The following is a 12,804-nucleotide window of genomic DNA, read 5'->3' as shown; positions in this document are numbered from 1 at the left end:
TGTAATTACTACTTAGTTTTACTATTGCAATGCCTAACATAACCGTTCATACTAAAAACACTATCAAGTTAAACGGGAGCGAGCATTGAATGGACAATGAGCACTAATGAAACAACCTGGTACAGAGCACCCAAGCGGAACGGCACGAGGAAAAAGCAGCTAGTAATACACCTGCACTCGGAGGACCGGGAAGCCCTACGGCGACTCTCTGCCAAGTACAAGAACGGCTACGAAGCCAGCATGAACAACATTATCGTCACGGGTCTACGAAAGATACCCGAGTACAGGGCGATGCTTAAACAAGTAAAGAAGGAGCTAGAGGATGGAGAAGGAAACAAGGACTGATTCCGCACCAGACAACAAAGAACTCTACGCCGCACTAGTGAAGTTTCAGGGGTCGTGCCCCAATGTCGAGAAGACGAAGACGGCTAATGCTGGCAAATACGGCTACAGCTATGCCGATCTCGGGATTATCCGAGACACGATCAGGAAGCCACTAGAACAAGCAGGCCTCGCGGTAATCCAGCATCTTGATGGTGGACGCGACGAGTGGACCGTGCTCACTACGACGCTCGTGCACACTTCAGGCCAGTCGATTAGTTCGCGGCTTGATATTGCGACGAAGCAGAAAACCGCTCAGGAGCTCGGCTCGCTATACACCTACATGAAGCGCTACGCCCTGGGAGCAATCCTAGGCATCGCAACTGAGGACGATGACGATGGCCAGGCTGGCAACAGCAAGCCCGCAAGCGCCCCTCAGACAGCGCCCCGCGCTAGCACGAAGAAGGAAGCGAGCGAGAAGCAACTCGCTGCCATTAAGCGCATGGGACAGCAGCTCGGTCACGATGACGAGTGGTACGCAACGGTCATGATGAAGATCGACACCTCAGCCGACGCGTCAGCGGTAATCGAGAAGCTCAAGGAAAAGCTAGCGGAGCAAGAGGCCACCAGTGAGTGATTTCTACGGCCCAGAAGCCTACGACCGCCACGATCAAGATGCAGAGGGAAAGACCGTCTTGTTCGATGAGTTGTGGGCGGACACGCCGCACGCGGGAAGGTGTGTCGTCTGTCTCTCCCCCACCACTACCTATCCAAACGTGTGTGGCACCTGCATCCGTTTGAACGATGACACCTTCAGCCTCACGCTTGCCCTTGTGGCTGGCCCCTACCGAGGCACCGAGATAACCGAAGATTTGAAGCAACAACGTAAAGCGGCGCTCAGCGCCAGGAACGACTATGTCTTACAAAGGCACTAAACGAATCAATGAGAACGCATTCAAGAACCTGAAGGCCGTGATCGCCGCTCAAGGAGTCACCGCGACGCAGGCCGACACTGGCTACTCGCTGCGCACCATTAAGAGCATCAAGAGCGCCAAGGATTACGAGACGTGGCGAGCGAAGCGCAAGCGCACGGCTAGCAAGTCTGAGGCGAGCAGTCCAGCTGTAGCGAAGCCTGATCAAGCACCTACGGCTAAGGAACTCCCTCAAGCCCCAACCACACGGGAGTTCAAGCGACCAGGCCACGCGTTTAACCCTGCATCACGGCGGGATGAACCCAGTGTCGCAGACAGGGCGGCACACACGGTCACAACAGATATAGCAGAGCTTCAAACGAAGCTAGAGAGCCTCGACTCCAACGTGCTGTCAGTGTCCAGGAAGCAGGAAAAGCTAGAGGACCGCGTTCAAACCCTTGAAGGGGACAATCAGGCGCTAGACCTCTCCTGGTTCGATCGGGGACAAGACGATCGGCCCTGGTGGCGCAAGCTTATGGACAAGATCGGAGGGCGCCTCTAATGCCGGGCACTCTCCAGGGTGGAAAGAAGGCCGCACAGACGAATATGAAGCTGCACGGCGCGGACTTCTATAAGCGGATCGGAGCCCTGGGTGGCAAGAACGGGAACACCGGAGGCTTCGCCGCGAACCCCAAGCTGGCGAGCATTGCCGGAACTAAGGGCGGCCGCATTAGCCGCCGCCGAAAACCACAAGAGTTAGAGGAGGTGGTATGACACAGCAAACAACTAAGTTCAAAGTTGGCGACAGAGCAAGAATGGTCGGCGAGGTGTGCGAGGTGGCCGATCCCGGGGAATTAGTAACGATTACCGAGATCGACTCTAACGGAGACATCCATATTGAGGGTCCTCACGGAGGCGAATGCTACTCAAAGCACTGGGGACAACAAAACGGTCACTACCTCGAACCCGTAGAGCGCACGCTTCACGACCTTCAACCGGGCGACATCCTTCTCGATTCAGATGACGATGAGTTCCGTGCCATCGACGTCCTGCCCAACAGCGTGCTGCTCAGCAGCTACGTCAATAAGGACCGGGCGGGTGCTTGGTACACCCCAGATGAACTGAACGAGCGTGGCTTCAAGTTCAAAGATGCTCCCGAGACTGAGACCACAGAGCTATCCGTAGCCGAGCTCGAAGAGAAGCTCGGCATCGAAGCGGGCACCTTGCGGGTGAAGAAGGACTAGATGAGCCGGGTCATCGCCTACGTCCGTGTCTCGACAGACAAGCAGGACCTGGAGAACCAGCGACACGAGATCGAGCGCTACTGCTCGGCTCGTGGGCTGGCCATCGAGGAGTGGGACGAGGACATAGCGAGCGGGACTCTCCAACTCAAGGACCGTAAGGTCGGCGCCCTGATCGACCGGCTTAGAGCAGGCGACACCCTCATCGTGAGCGAGATCAGCCGCATCAGCCGTAGCGTCCGAACGCTCTTAAACGTGCTGGAGGACTGCATTGACCGCGGCATCGTCGTTGTCTCCGTGAAGCAGGACGTGACCTTCGCAAAAGGCCTATCGAGCAAGATCATGATGATCGGGCTCGGCCTGGCGGCGGAGGTAGAGCGCGAGATGATCAGCGCCAGGACGCGGGAGGCGCTCGCTCGCAAGAAAGCCGAGGGCGTGAGGCTTGGCCGGCCACCCGGCAGCCACCGTGCAGAAAACCGCAAGCTTCACGGCAAGTCCGACGAGATTCTCGGCTACATGCGAAAGCGCGTCCCCAGAACCGCGATTGCCCGCCTGCTTGAAGTGAACATCAGTACGTTGCGTCGCTACATTCGGGACGAAGATTTAGACACTCAACTACTGATTGAGCGATTCAGGAAAACGGACGTATAGAAAAAACGTAGCGCATTCGGCGCATTTGACAACAACTTAATATGGAGGTCTGAAATGACTAAACGAAAATCAGCATATAGGCAGGACGTCAAGCCGGGTCCCGCTTCACTCATAATCTGCGGCTTGGTCGTGTTTCTGTTGGTGCACTACTTGTACGGCATCTTCATGATGTGCGCCGGGATCGTGTGGCAGGTCGTGGCAGTTGAGAAAGAGGAGCGCAGGTGACATGCCGCTCTTGAACTACACAACTAAAGTGCCCGTAGAAAAAAGCGTCCAGGACATCACGAAGTCTTTGGTAAAAGCTGGCGCGAGCAGCATCATGCAGGACTACGACGAGACCGGCCAGGTCGTGGCCGTGAGCTTCCGCATCATGCTCGAAGGCAACCCGATTAACTTCCGACTGCCAGCCGACTGGAGGAGCACCCAGCAAGTCCTCAAGAACGACCGAGTCCGCTACGAGGAACCACACGCTCGGCGCGTCGCCTGGAGGATTACGAAGGACTGGGTCGAAGCCCAGATGGCGCTACTCGCAACGAAAAGCGTGGTGCTGCCGCAACTGTTCCTGCCATACGCAGTGGACGACCGCGGTGTGACGTTGTTCGAGAAGATAGCCGCCGATCCAAAGATGCTGCTCGGAGACGGACGATGACCTGGCTCCAAGAGATGATCGGTCTCCTGCTCGCAACGGTCCAGGTGCTCGGCTTGACGGTCATCGTCGCGGTCTGCGTCGGGCTACTGATACTCGTCGTGGTGGCCGTCGCACTGTTCGTGCGTAGCGCCATCAAGGCATGGCGGGATCACAACTGATGGTCGTCGCACTGAACCGAGAGGCGCTCTTCAGCGACACCACGATGCGCAAGTGGGACTACGCGAAGCACGCGTACGAGCCCTACGCGGTCCCCGCTGAGTGGCACTGCCCGCTTCTGACAGACCTGTGGGTCGTCGTGAACTGCGCCTCGTGCGGCACCACTCAGGAGTACGGCCGCTGCTACACCTCGCCGACAATCCACAACGGCTACGGGCTGGGATTCGGCGTATGCCGTGAGTGCTACGAGCTTGATCGGTCCGAGGGGATTACTACGAATAACAAAGTGAAGGAGGTGATGTGAAAGAAGAATTCAAACCAAACCAAGAGCAACCCCGCCGCGTCTACGACGACGAGCTAGTCACTAGTTCCATCGAGCAGGCCGCTTCCCAGGAACGCGGCATTGATGACGCGACGAGCCGCATGATCGCCACCATGCTCCACACGGGGCAGACGAGCGCCATGTACGCCTTCGCGTCTACCGGAGAGATCACACCGGGTCTCCAGGATGAGATCGACCGGGAGCTGCTCGAGGCGGAGGAAGCCCACGCCGAGGAGATCGCCATATGGATGCGCAGTCTCTCCGCGTACGTAGCGAGCCGCGAAACCCCCGAGGCAATCGACGGATGGGGCGGTCTTTGGCTTGAGCAGCCTAGTACCGCCGTAGAGGCAGAGCCCGCGGCTGATGAGCTGTCCGAGGCAATCCGGCAGAAGTTCCTCGGAGTATCTACACCAGCGCTGATCCGACGACTGGAGGCGGCAGACGACTTTGGAGCGGATGACGAGGAGTACGAGCTCAATCGCAGGCTGAGCGCCGAGGGCAAGACCTGGCGCTGGGCGGGTGACTTCTACCGACCACACGTGGAGATTGTTGAGGGCGAGGGATGAGCAAGCAGTACCTCGACGCTTGCTTCTACTGTGGCGAGAACAAGGATGCGGTACGAGCGAGCCAACGTCCTGGTGGTGCGCACATAATCTGCGGTGTGGTCGACGGATGCACTGGCGAGCTTCTATCAGAGATAAAAGGCGGTCGACATACGTTCGTTGTGACCGAGAAAGACCTCAGGGCTCAAGAAGAGGAGGCTCAGGCTCTCGCCGACCACTTTGCTGAGATGGACAAGCTGTACGCGGCTGACCCATTCTCGGAGGCAACTACGTAAGTGGCCGGCCGTCGCCGACCAGCGGAAGTCCCCGAGGCAGTCGCCAAGCTGACACCTGCGGACCTGCTGCACGAAGCCCTGACGCTTGAGCCAGGAGAGCTAACCACCTACAACCGGGCACACACCTACTCCATCCGGAACCAGATGCTGCTGCGCATGCAGGGCGTACGGGAGCCCGTGTGCAGCTACGAGGGTTGGAAGGAGTTCGACCGTCACGTGGTGAAAGGTGCGAGCGGCAAGTACATCTACCGCCCGATCACGGTGAAGTCGAAGGACGAGCTTGACGAGAACGGCGACCCCAAGAAGTACATGCGCTTCAAGCCCGTGAAGGGAGCGTTCGCCTACTCCGACACCGAGGGCGAGCCACTCCCCGAAGTCGAGCACCCCACTTGGAGCAAGGAACGTGCCTTGGGAGCGCTGGCTATCCGTGAGGTCGCCTTCGACCAGATCGACGGCAACCTTCAGGGCTTTAGCTTTGAGCGGAACATCGCCGTCTCCCCCATCGCCCGCTACCCGATGAAGACGACAATCCATGAGCTCGGGCACGTGGTTCTGAACCACACCGTCCGAGAGGCTCACGCCGAGTACGTGCAGCACCGGGGCGAGAAAGAGTTTCAGGCCGAGGGCACGGCGTACATAGTCATGAACGAGCTAGACCTACGTGATGAGTTCGACCCTGCCGAGTCCAGGGCGTACATCAGCAGTTGGCTCAAGGACGAGACGCCAAACGAGCAGGCGATCAGCCAGGTGTTCAAAGCGTCAGACGAGATACTTAAAGCGGGTTATCCACAGTTGTAAACGCTACACCGCTTTCACGCGATATTACTATTGCAATTAGTATCAGAAAGCGCATAATAGTAATGGAACAACTAAACGGGAGCATTACATGAAAGACGAAAGCGAATTATCAAAGTTTGAGCTTTACTACGAGGACTTGCGGCATCCATCCGAGCTGCGGGCGATCCTTTACCGGGTGAAGCACCGCATCACAAGGATGCTCGGACGCCATGCTCTTTAATGTAATGCTCGCGGTGGCAATCATAGTCACTCCGGTGGTCACGCTATACCTAGTCACACGGCTACCGGACGAGCTAGACGAACAGATGAGATAAGAAGCTTGCTCGTTGCGGTGGATCACTCCACTGCACGGCCGTTAGCCAAAGACCTAGGCAAGCTGTTTTTCTCAGTTGATTCACTCCAGGGCGACTGCGAGCGTCCTGGAGTCAGCACCTTGAAAAGTAGATTGAGCGTAGTAGCCAGGGGTATAGCCAAGAGCAAGGCAAGGTTAGCGTTCTGGGCCTCACCGCACGGAGGACTACGGAGTCTAGTAAGTCTCGGACACCTTATGCGGAGTGTAGCGAACTCCTACCCCTGACTCATACGCTCAACCATCCCCCATCGTCACTGTTGCTTGTGATGGTGGGGGATGGCATCAGAAGCGGGAGATATTCACTCTGCGCAGTGCACTGCTCACGAGTTCCGATTTTAGCGGGTAACTGTCAGGGCTTCTGGTGTCAATCGAGACCACAGTACTGGCGTGGAAACAGAAGGGCACGCTCCCAGTAGTTATTCCATCCACGCCGGTACTGCGATCTCGATCGCAACAATTATGGAGAAGAAACCACACCTATATTCGGCACCGTTCTGGGCACACAAGCGAGCTCAGTTCTTGGAGTACGCCCACCTGGACAACAACGACGTCTGGCGTGACATGCTCCGCCGCCACCAGCGCGAGCTGATGGCTCGACGGGCGCTGTTCGAGATGGCAATGACATCAGCGGACAACGGCGAGATCAGCCGCGAGGAAGCGATCGAGGGAGTTGGAGCACTAGTAAAGGAAACAATTGGAGGGGACCATGAGTAGCGAGGAGAGCAAACCGAAAGAATCACAGACCGCACGGATACTGCGGATGTTAAAGAAGCACCGCCGCGTCACCAACGTGGTCTTGAACAACATCTGCTTCCGCTACGGCGCGCGCATCCACGACCTTCGCCAGGAAGGTCACATCATCGCCTCTGAGCGCAGGAAGGACGGTGTCTGGGAGTTCGTCTACGGAGGACACCGCGATGAGTAGGTTCGAACACCCACCTCGCGAGATTCACGTCGTCTACGACCCAGAGGATGACGACCAGATACCGCTCGGCAGCGAGCGAGACTGGCTCGACCTGCAAGACCCCGATGTCATCCGAGGCATAGGACGCACGGCCATGCTGCGCGCTCAGGAGCTCGTAGAGCTGGCCAACCACTGTCAGGATGCCCTGGTTTCTTGGGGACAACTTGATAAGCCACGTGGCCGGCGCGTGACCTTAGCGGGCAGAGAATCGCTGTTCGAGAAGGGGTCAGGTGATGGCGCTTAACCCCTGCCCTACTGAACAGCAAGAGGGCGAGGCTCTCGTGGCCTGGCTGCGCCTGAAGGGCTACTGGTTCTTCCACGTACCGAACGAGACGGGTAGTGATCCCGCGGCCAAACGCCGAGCAATCCGCATGAAGCGGGCTGGCGTGCAGCGTGGTGTCTCTGATTACTTCGTCTTCGCTGAAGGCCACCGCATAGCGATCGAGTTAAAGCGCCAGAGAGGCGGACGAGCGACCCCCGAGCAGCTGGAATGGTTGGACACCCTGGCCGAGTACGGGTTCCGTGCTGCGGTCTGCAAGGGCGCTGAGGACGCGATTGGGTTTGTAGAAACTGTAGTGACGAAGAAGCCGAAGGAAGAAACGCGATGAGTTATTGGCAAGCAATCAATAGGATAATGGAGAACGCTTACTTAATCCGCACATTAACAAACAAGTACGGAACCACCGTGGACGTCCTTGATTCGATCCTCCAGCAATCAACCTCTTTTATGGCTGTGGGAATGACCGAAGATGAGATCCGAACAGTCCAAAGAGCGTACGCGATGGGACGGCTCGACATCGACACCTTGAAAACTATAGAGGCCGTTGAACGCAGCGAAGTCCGAGCCGGTGCGACTGGGCAAAGAGGAAGGATCGACGGATGAGCAAGGACACTGACGAGCTACGAAGAGATATTGAGCATACGATACTTGCGTGGTCATCAATGACAACTGGGGAGCAACGCACGAAGCTCCACTCAGAAGCAGACCAGTTTGTATTGATGCTGATGGACCTTTTTCACAGCCACACCGAAAAGCAGATCGACTCGATTATCGCTGCAATACAAAAGTACTACGGCAAGGGGTTGAACGGCTACGAAGAGCGCTTGCTCGACTCGATAATTAGAGACGTCAAAGCCGAACGTGACCGCGTAAAGCAAGGCCAGTGAGCGCCCACGTCTCCGAATCCTAGGGCTCCCCGAGCCCCTGGACTCGGTGAGGTACGGCCTCCTCCCGAGCGAGCCACAAGGCCACTAGGGAGTCGAGATGACAACCATCACCGGACTGTTCATCCCCTGCGACGGCGAACTACCCATAGAGGAAGTCACATTGGAGGGTGGGGACTACCGCCTCATCAAAGGGCTCATAGGCGGGCTCTTTCAAGTGGTGGAAGTACCCAACCACCCCGCGTCGTTCTTCGTTGACGAGGAAGGCATGCTCAAGACCCTCCCTGTGAACAATCGAGGCACCCTGCTCCTTTGGGAACTTTGCTTCGACATGCACGTCAACCTGCTGATCCTGCTTGGCAACGTGCTGGTACTCGGCAAGCCCGACGCAGTTGGCAACACAACCAGTGCACCGCAGGACCTGATCGACGAGGTGCTGTCTCGCTAAAAACAGCAACCCCCGTACATCCAGTGCGGGGGTTTTAAAAGCCCCCCGACCGCGAACTCATGGTTCAAGCGATCGGGGGGATGTAGGTGGTGCGAGCGGATTAGCGCCTTCACCACGTCTGTCACGAGCCGTTGAGCCGTACTCCTTTGCGTCGGCCGCGAATGGCGTCGGCATGCTGCAACACGTCGAGCGGCACCAGCTTTGCCAGCTCCGCCTTCGTCACGAACTCCGTGCGGGGTTCGCCGTTGGCGGGCCTGATCTCCAGTTCCACCAGGCCGTCGACCGTCTTGAGGGACTTGATCTCCTCCTCGCTCGTGTCGATCTGCTTGGCCTCGTCCAGGTCGGGATGGTTGCGAACGACGATGTTCAGCACTTCGCCGTCCTCCAGTTCCTTCCCCGAAATATCGCTGACTCGCTTCGAGATGAAAGCCATCTCAAACACCTCCTCATGTACTGCTATATCGGGCTGATATAACTGCAATTAGTTAATTACACATTGCAATAATTGTAAAGAGAGCGCATAATAAAAGGGCTTGAAGTGAATCGAGCGCCAGAATAACCAGCAGTCCACCAGCCGAGTTTCTAGCTCCACTTGGCATAGGTGGATTGTTGGATTAAAGACCACCATTTATGCAAGACCCACTACTCGAAGACCTAATAGAACGCAGCACCGCCGAAAGCGGTGTATCTCTCACCGTTTCCGACGATGCTGCGTTGGTTCGAGTGGCGGGCCTGATTCGCAGCTCCTAGAAGTGGAGCGATCTCAGTGTGTTCAGCGCACCCTGCAGATGGTCTCGATACACGTGCTCCAGCTCGTCAACCGTCCCTGTGAGCCGCTGGAAGGTTCGGTCGTCCACGTCCCCGCTACGGATGCGATCCATGGCGTAGCCAAGCTCTCTCGTCTCCACAATCACGGCCTCAGCACGTCCCGCGATGTCCATGGCCAGTCGGCGCACATCATCGGCAAGGCTGTGCACCTGGTTCGCGTCATCACTGTTCATTGCAATCACTCTCCTAGTGGTGCGAAGCCGACGTCCGGCTCCTCGAATTTGGGACCGTCTGGTGCGACCCTGCGAGCTTTGATCTCTTGCTCTACTTCCTCACTCGTGCGCGAATAACGACTCAGACTCAGCGCCAGGGCTTCTGCACCGTCAGAGTGACCGCGGGGGTCAGGAATTGTCTTGAGGGTTAGTGGAGCACTCACTCCGGCATCCGTCACCACGCGCCCGATGGCGTGGTAAGTGGCGAGGTTCTGAATGTGCTCGGCTTTGATGCTTGGATCAGCGAAGTCGCGTACATGCACCTGTGAGGCACCGGGGCCGCTCTGGAACACCAGCTTCGTGCGGCAGTTGGTGCCGATCGCGTCCTGCATCTTCCGCTCCAGGCGGTCGATGTACTGCGTAGCTAGTACGAGTCCGAGGTTGCGCTTACGGGCGGTCGCCAGCATGTCGATGAACTCATCGTTGAGATGGCTGAACATCTGGAACTCATCCGCCACCAGGAAGTTGGGCTTCTCAGGGTGAGACCTTTTCGCCGCGTCCCACATGACGCCTAGCAGCAGCGTCCCGGTGATCTCAGCGACCTGTGCGTCCACGCCGGCCAGGTTCACGAAGAGCAGCTTGTTCTTTTCGATAATCTCCGTCGGGTTGAAGGTCGACTTCGACTGGCTCAGCATGTATCGGGTCTGAACGGGAAGCATGAACTCCCACATACGGTTCAGCAACGGGGCGATCTCTCGTATTGCATCCCCGCTCTTCTTCGAGGCCTGTGAACGCCACGCGTCCATGAAGCTCTTGATCTCGGAGTCTTTGATGTTCGAGTCCACCGACTTGGCCCAAGCAGTCTCTCGTGGCGTCGACGGGTTCAGATAGGGAACCAGGTCACCCACCGTGAGGCCTGGTGTGTCCCCCATCGCCCGTACCGCGTAGTTGATGTACTTGCGCAGCATCACGCTGCGGCCGCTGTCGCTGTAGACCTTCTCGAAGATGGACACGAGCCGTGAGGCAACACTCCCCGGTTCCTCAATCTCCAGAAGGTTCAGCCCGAGGTGACGATCCTTGTTCTTGAAGTCCACCACCACTACGTCTTGAGCACGGTGCGGAGGAACTTGGCGTAGCCCTCGCTCAATGAGGTTGCCGTCGTACTCGATGACAATCGCTCCGCACCCGTTGGCGAAGTCTTGCGCCAGCAGGTTCACGAGGACTGTCGTCTTGCCAGTAGTCGTACTGCCCGAAACGTAGGCGTGCTGGACCGCAGCCCTGTAGTCCATGGCGATAGGTCGCTCGTTGCCAGGCATGGTCGACGTGCCGATCACGCGCCCCTCACGAGGCACAGACTCAGGGGCGGGGAGATGCCGGGTGCTACGCCTGTCGAGGCCTGGCACATAAGGCAAGTCGATCGGGTAGCCAATAAGCGCCACTAGCTCCGACACCATCAGTTGCGCCGTCGCACGACGGGGCGTGCCGCGCATGTTGATCGCCCGGTTCAGCTTCTCGACGGGGACCTTCCGTGCCCCGAACGCCGCGGGACCGATGTTCTCGGCTTTGAGCGCGGTGATCACGTTTCCGGCGAGGCCCTTGGCTCGAGGTAAGCCTTTGGCTGCCGTGGCTACACGGATTGAAACGGCATAGTTCTGATCGTCGAGCTTCTGGGATCTGAAGGCCTTCTCGTCGCGGGTCGCTTGGTTTGCTCCGACCAACACGCGCAGCATCGAGGCACTTGTCGAGGTGAGCTGTTGCTCAGCGACCGGGCGTTTGAGGCGTGGGGTAGGCGAAACCACGAGCTGCACTAGGACTCGCTCCCCTTTGCCGATGCCCACCATCGAGGCCAGGAGCCGTCCGGCGAAGTCCTTGGCGCTCTTGATGACGAGGGGGCGATCAGGGTAGTTCATTCCCACCTCCACGCCGTAGTCGAAGTACCACGGGTTAGGCGCTGCTTTGAGAAGCTCGTAGTCGATGGACGGCACCGCTGCACGGAGCTGAGCGATGACGTACTCGGATTGCAGTGACGGGATGTGCAAGTAGTGAGAGATGCCGCGTGTGTCCGCGAGGGTCTCGAAGACAATGGAGTCCACCCCGCTCACACGTCGCACACCAGTCGGGGCCACCGCAGACATAGAGCGGAGCCAGGACTCGACCTGCGCCTGGGCGAGATCGCTGGGGAAAGTCAGCTTGTACGAGCGTCGATCGTTGTCGCGCAGCTGTTGCTTGGCATTGGAGAACATGACCACTCCGATGAGGCTGAAGGAAAAGACGAAAACGAGGGCGACAATGGAGGCCATGTACCATCATTATCGCACGTCAGACGCATAAAGCGGGGCCGCAATTACGCGACCCCGCCTCATGCCTCAGTGGTTGAACTTGCCGCCCCCGTAGAAGAGACGGACTATCCAGATCACGAGCACGACGGTTAGGAAGAACGCCAGACCGCCGAGGATGTAGGGGACGTAGGGGCGAATCAGAGCGATCAACACTTGGGCGCCTGCCAGGATCGCAATGAACCCGATGAACGCCCCCAAGAGACGATCTGTCATCCGCCTCATGACTAATCCCGCTCGTCCCAGTACTCGTCGTACGCTTCATCGGCCAGGCGGTTGTAGCCCTCCTGAATCTCGATCCGCTGGCGCAGCTCCCGCTTGAGTGCCCACCGCTGGTAGCGGAGGACATACGGTCGCATGAGGATGCTGAGGCCAATCACCACCACGCAGAAGAAGACCAGATAGAAGAGCCCGAGAAGGCTTGTGCTGCTCATTGCGATCACCTGACGTTTCTGTACTCAGCGAGCGCTTCACGCGCCCGGAGCCGTGTATTGATGCTGTCGAGCTGCTGCTCAAGTGATGCCTCGAACAACTGCTCCGCTGCGCGCTCATGCGCTGCCTGTTCAGTCGTGTTCCCAGGGCGTTGGCCTCCCGAGGACCCGAAGATCGTCCGTAGCGAGCTGACGAGCAGTACCGCCAGGACAATCAAGCCGGCCAGGACGAAGAACGTCAT

24 protein-coding genes are annotated in these 12,804 nt (G+C 57.9%); 18 read left to right on the top strand and 6 right to left on the bottom strand.

Going from position 1 to position 12,804, the window contains the following annotated elements; translation table 11 throughout:
- Positions 1-96: 96 nt before the first annotated feature.
- The 18 genes from AB5G72_RS02680 (at position 97) to AB5G72_RS02595 (ending at position 8,815) form a co-directional block, all read left to right on the top strand.
- Positions 97-345, top strand: coding sequence for a hypothetical protein (locus AB5G72_RS02680; protein ID WP_440220908.1), 249 nt, complete (start codon positions 97-99; stop codon positions 343-345).
- Positions 323-958 carry an ERF family protein gene (locus AB5G72_RS02675; RefSeq protein WP_440220907.1) on the top strand — a complete coding sequence of 212 codons (636 nt, stop codon included), beginning with the start codon at positions 323-325 and terminating at the stop codon, positions 956-958. The genes AB5G72_RS02680 and AB5G72_RS02675 overlap by 23 nt, the downstream gene beginning before the upstream one ends.
- Entirely contained in the window at positions 951-1,256 is a 306-nt protein-coding gene (locus AB5G72_RS02670; protein ID WP_440220906.1) for a hypothetical protein, read from the top strand. The genes AB5G72_RS02675 and AB5G72_RS02670 overlap by 8 nt, the downstream gene beginning before the upstream one ends.
- A complete protein-coding gene (locus AB5G72_RS02665) occupies positions 1,237-1,794 on the top strand; it encodes a hypothetical protein (RefSeq protein ID WP_440220905.1) in 558 nt (185 codons plus the stop codon). Before AB5G72_RS02670 ends, AB5G72_RS02665 begins: the two co-directional genes overlap by 20 nt.
- Positions 1,795-2,002: 208 nt before the next feature.
- The gene (locus tag AB5G72_RS02660; RefSeq protein ID WP_440220904.1) at positions 2,003-2,476 is read left to right on the top strand and encodes a hypothetical protein; all 474 of its coding nucleotides are present in this window, start codon (positions 2,003-2,005) and stop codon (positions 2,474-2,476) included.
- Positions 2,477-3,124 (top strand): recombinase family protein, encoded by a 648-nt coding sequence (locus tag AB5G72_RS02655; RefSeq protein WP_440220903.1) that lies wholly within the window; start codon positions 2,477-2,479, stop codon positions 3,122-3,124.
- Positions 3,125-3,350: 226 nt separating this feature from the next.
- Positions 3,351-3,773, top strand: coding sequence for a hypothetical protein (locus AB5G72_RS02650; RefSeq protein ID WP_440220902.1), 423 nt, complete (start codon positions 3,351-3,353; stop codon positions 3,771-3,773).
- Positions 3,770-3,931: a hypothetical protein gene (locus AB5G72_RS02645; RefSeq protein WP_440220901.1), complete on the top strand. Its 162-nt coding sequence runs from the start codon at positions 3,770-3,772 to the stop codon at positions 3,929-3,931. Before AB5G72_RS02650 ends, AB5G72_RS02645 begins: the two co-directional genes overlap by 4 nt.
- Positions 3,931-4,233 carry a hypothetical protein gene (locus AB5G72_RS02640; protein WP_440220900.1) on the top strand — a complete coding sequence of 101 codons (303 nt, stop codon included), beginning with the start codon at positions 3,931-3,933 and terminating at the stop codon, positions 4,231-4,233. Before AB5G72_RS02645 ends, AB5G72_RS02640 begins: the two co-directional genes overlap by 1 nt.
- Positions 4,230-4,817, top strand: a complete 588-nt coding sequence (locus AB5G72_RS02635; RefSeq protein ID WP_440220899.1) for a hypothetical protein — start codon at positions 4,230-4,232, stop codon at positions 4,815-4,817. The genes AB5G72_RS02640 and AB5G72_RS02635 overlap by 4 nt, the downstream gene beginning before the upstream one ends.
- Positions 4,814-5,089: a hypothetical protein gene (locus tag AB5G72_RS02630; RefSeq protein ID WP_440220898.1), complete on the top strand. Its 276-nt coding sequence runs from the start codon at positions 4,814-4,816 to the stop codon at positions 5,087-5,089. Before AB5G72_RS02635 ends, AB5G72_RS02630 begins: the two co-directional genes overlap by 4 nt.
- On the top strand, positions 5,090-5,887 hold the full coding sequence (locus AB5G72_RS02625) for an ArdC-like ssDNA-binding domain-containing protein (protein ID WP_440220897.1): 798 nt from the start codon (positions 5,090-5,092) through the stop codon (positions 5,885-5,887).
- A gap of 739 nt (positions 5,888-6,626) precedes the next feature.
- Positions 6,627-6,953 (top strand): hypothetical protein, encoded by a 327-nt coding sequence (locus AB5G72_RS02620; RefSeq protein WP_440220896.1) that lies wholly within the window; start codon positions 6,627-6,629, stop codon positions 6,951-6,953.
- Positions 6,946-7,164 carry a helix-turn-helix domain-containing protein gene (locus AB5G72_RS02615; RefSeq protein ID WP_440220895.1) on the top strand — a complete coding sequence of 73 codons (219 nt, stop codon included), beginning with the start codon at positions 6,946-6,948 and terminating at the stop codon, positions 7,162-7,164. Before AB5G72_RS02620 ends, AB5G72_RS02615 begins: the two co-directional genes overlap by 8 nt.
- 272 nt (positions 7,165-7,436) lie before the next feature.
- Positions 7,437-7,811, top strand: a complete 375-nt coding sequence (locus AB5G72_RS02610) for a VRR-NUC domain-containing protein (protein WP_440220894.1) — start codon at positions 7,437-7,439, stop codon at positions 7,809-7,811.
- Positions 7,808-8,086, top strand: a complete 279-nt coding sequence (locus tag AB5G72_RS02605; protein ID WP_440220893.1) for a hypothetical protein — start codon at positions 7,808-7,810, stop codon at positions 8,084-8,086. The genes AB5G72_RS02610 and AB5G72_RS02605 overlap by 4 nt, the downstream gene beginning before the upstream one ends.
- Positions 8,083-8,370, top strand: coding sequence for a hypothetical protein (locus AB5G72_RS02600; protein WP_440220892.1), 288 nt, complete (start codon positions 8,083-8,085; stop codon positions 8,368-8,370). The genes AB5G72_RS02605 and AB5G72_RS02600 overlap by 4 nt, the downstream gene beginning before the upstream one ends.
- Positions 8,371-8,467: 97 nt before the next feature.
- Complete coding sequence (locus tag AB5G72_RS02595; RefSeq protein WP_440220891.1) at positions 8,468-8,815, top strand: DUF3846 domain-containing protein; 348 nt, start codon at positions 8,468-8,470, stop codon at positions 8,813-8,815.
- 121 nt (positions 8,816-8,936) lie between these two features.
- Here the strand turns inward: AB5G72_RS02595 and AB5G72_RS02590 are convergent, their stop codons facing one another.
- From AB5G72_RS02590 to AB5G72_RS02565, 6 genes are all read right to left on the bottom strand, one after another.
- Positions 8,937-9,248, bottom strand: coding sequence for a hypothetical protein (locus AB5G72_RS02590; protein WP_440220890.1), 312 nt, complete (start codon positions 9,246-9,248; stop codon positions 8,937-8,939).
- Positions 9,249-9,561: 313 nt separating this feature from the next.
- Positions 9,562-9,816: a hypothetical protein gene (locus AB5G72_RS02585; protein WP_440220889.1), complete on the bottom strand. Its 255-nt coding sequence runs from the start codon at positions 9,814-9,816 to the stop codon at positions 9,562-9,564.
- Between the two features lie 5 nt (positions 9,817-9,821).
- Positions 9,822-12,095 (bottom strand): TraM recognition domain-containing protein, encoded by a 2,274-nt coding sequence (locus AB5G72_RS02580; RefSeq protein ID WP_440220888.1) that lies wholly within the window; start codon positions 12,093-12,095, stop codon positions 9,822-9,824.
- A 66-nt stretch (positions 12,096-12,161) separates the two neighbouring features.
- A complete protein-coding gene (locus tag AB5G72_RS02575) occupies positions 12,162-12,347 on the bottom strand; it encodes a hypothetical protein (RefSeq protein WP_440220887.1) in 186 nt (61 codons plus the stop codon).
- Between the two features lie 11 nt (positions 12,348-12,358).
- Positions 12,359-12,565 (bottom strand): hypothetical protein, encoded by a 207-nt coding sequence (locus AB5G72_RS02570; RefSeq protein ID WP_440220886.1) that lies wholly within the window; start codon positions 12,563-12,565, stop codon positions 12,359-12,361.
- A 5-nt stretch (positions 12,566-12,570) separates the two neighbouring features.
- The gene (locus tag AB5G72_RS02565; protein WP_440220885.1) at positions 12,571-12,804 is read right to left on the bottom strand and encodes a hypothetical protein; all 234 of its coding nucleotides are present in this window, start codon (positions 12,802-12,804) and stop codon (positions 12,571-12,573) included.

Source organism: Dietzia sp. MNB45 (genome assembly GCF_051994785.1).
Taxonomy (GTDB): domain Bacteria; phylum Actinomycetota; class Actinomycetes; order Mycobacteriales; family Mycobacteriaceae; genus Dietzia; species Dietzia kunjamensis.
The sequence above is the reverse complement of the archived record's forward strand: the minus strand, read 5'-3'. Positions and strand labels throughout refer to the sequence as shown.

Bases quoted from the DNA above. Each gene is read 5' to 3' on its own strand.
- AB5G72_RS02630 (WP_440220898.1), top strand. From the start codon at position 4,814: ATGAGCAAGCAGTACCTCGACGCTTGCTTCTACTGTGGCGAGAACAAG.
- AB5G72_RS02610 (WP_440220894.1), top strand. From the start codon at position 7,437: ATGGCGCTTAACCCCTGCCCTACTGAACAGCAAGAGGGCGAGGCTCTC.
- AB5G72_RS02640 (WP_440220900.1), top strand. From the start codon at position 3,931: ATGGTCGTCGCACTGAACCGAGAGGCGCTCTTCAGCGACACCACGATG.
- AB5G72_RS02590 (WP_440220890.1), bottom strand. From the start codon at position 9,248: ATGGCTTTCATCTCGAAGCGAGTCAGCGATATTTCGGGGAAGGAACTG.
- AB5G72_RS02655 (WP_440220903.1), top strand. From the start codon at position 2,477: ATGAGCCGGGTCATCGCCTACGTCCGTGTCTCGACAGACAAGCAGGAC.
- AB5G72_RS02660 (WP_440220904.1), top strand. From the start codon at position 2,003: ATGACACAGCAAACAACTAAGTTCAAAGTTGGCGACAGAGCAAGAATG.
- AB5G72_RS02650 (WP_440220902.1), top strand. From the start codon at position 3,351: ATGCCGCTCTTGAACTACACAACTAAAGTGCCCGTAGAAAAAAGCGTC.
- AB5G72_RS02570 (WP_440220886.1), bottom strand. From the start codon at position 12,565: ATGAGCAGCACAAGCCTTCTCGGGCTCTTCTATCTGGTCTTCTTCTGC.
- AB5G72_RS02665 (WP_440220905.1), top strand. From the start codon at position 1,237: ATGTCTTACAAAGGCACTAAACGAATCAATGAGAACGCATTCAAGAAC.
- AB5G72_RS02600 (WP_440220892.1), top strand. From the start codon at position 8,083: ATGAGCAAGGACACTGACGAGCTACGAAGAGATATTGAGCATACGATA.
- AB5G72_RS02565 (WP_440220885.1), bottom strand. From the start codon at position 12,804: ATGACGTTCTTCGTCCTGGCCGGCTTGATTGTCCTGGCGGTACTGCTC.
- AB5G72_RS02585 (WP_440220889.1), bottom strand. From the start codon at position 9,816: ATGAACAGTGATGACGCGAACCAGGTGCACAGCCTTGCCGATGATGTG.
- AB5G72_RS02645 (WP_440220901.1), top strand. From the start codon at position 3,770: ATGACCTGGCTCCAAGAGATGATCGGTCTCCTGCTCGCAACGGTCCAG.
- AB5G72_RS02680 (WP_440220908.1), top strand. From the start codon at position 97: ATGAGCACTAATGAAACAACCTGGTACAGAGCACCCAAGCGGAACGGC.
- AB5G72_RS02595 (WP_440220891.1), top strand. From the start codon at position 8,468: ATGACAACCATCACCGGACTGTTCATCCCCTGCGACGGCGAACTACCC.
- AB5G72_RS02675 (WP_440220907.1), top strand. From the start codon at position 323: ATGGAGAAGGAAACAAGGACTGATTCCGCACCAGACAACAAAGAACTC.
- AB5G72_RS02575 (WP_440220887.1), bottom strand. From the start codon at position 12,347: ATGACAGATCGTCTCTTGGGGGCGTTCATCGGGTTCATTGCGATCCTG.
- AB5G72_RS02605 (WP_440220893.1), top strand. From the start codon at position 7,808: ATGAGTTATTGGCAAGCAATCAATAGGATAATGGAGAACGCTTACTTA.
- AB5G72_RS02615 (WP_440220895.1), top strand. From the start codon at position 6,946: ATGAGTAGCGAGGAGAGCAAACCGAAAGAATCACAGACCGCACGGATA.
- AB5G72_RS02580 (WP_440220888.1), bottom strand. From the start codon at position 12,095: ATGGCCTCCATTGTCGCCCTCGTTTTCGTCTTTTCCTTCAGCCTCATC.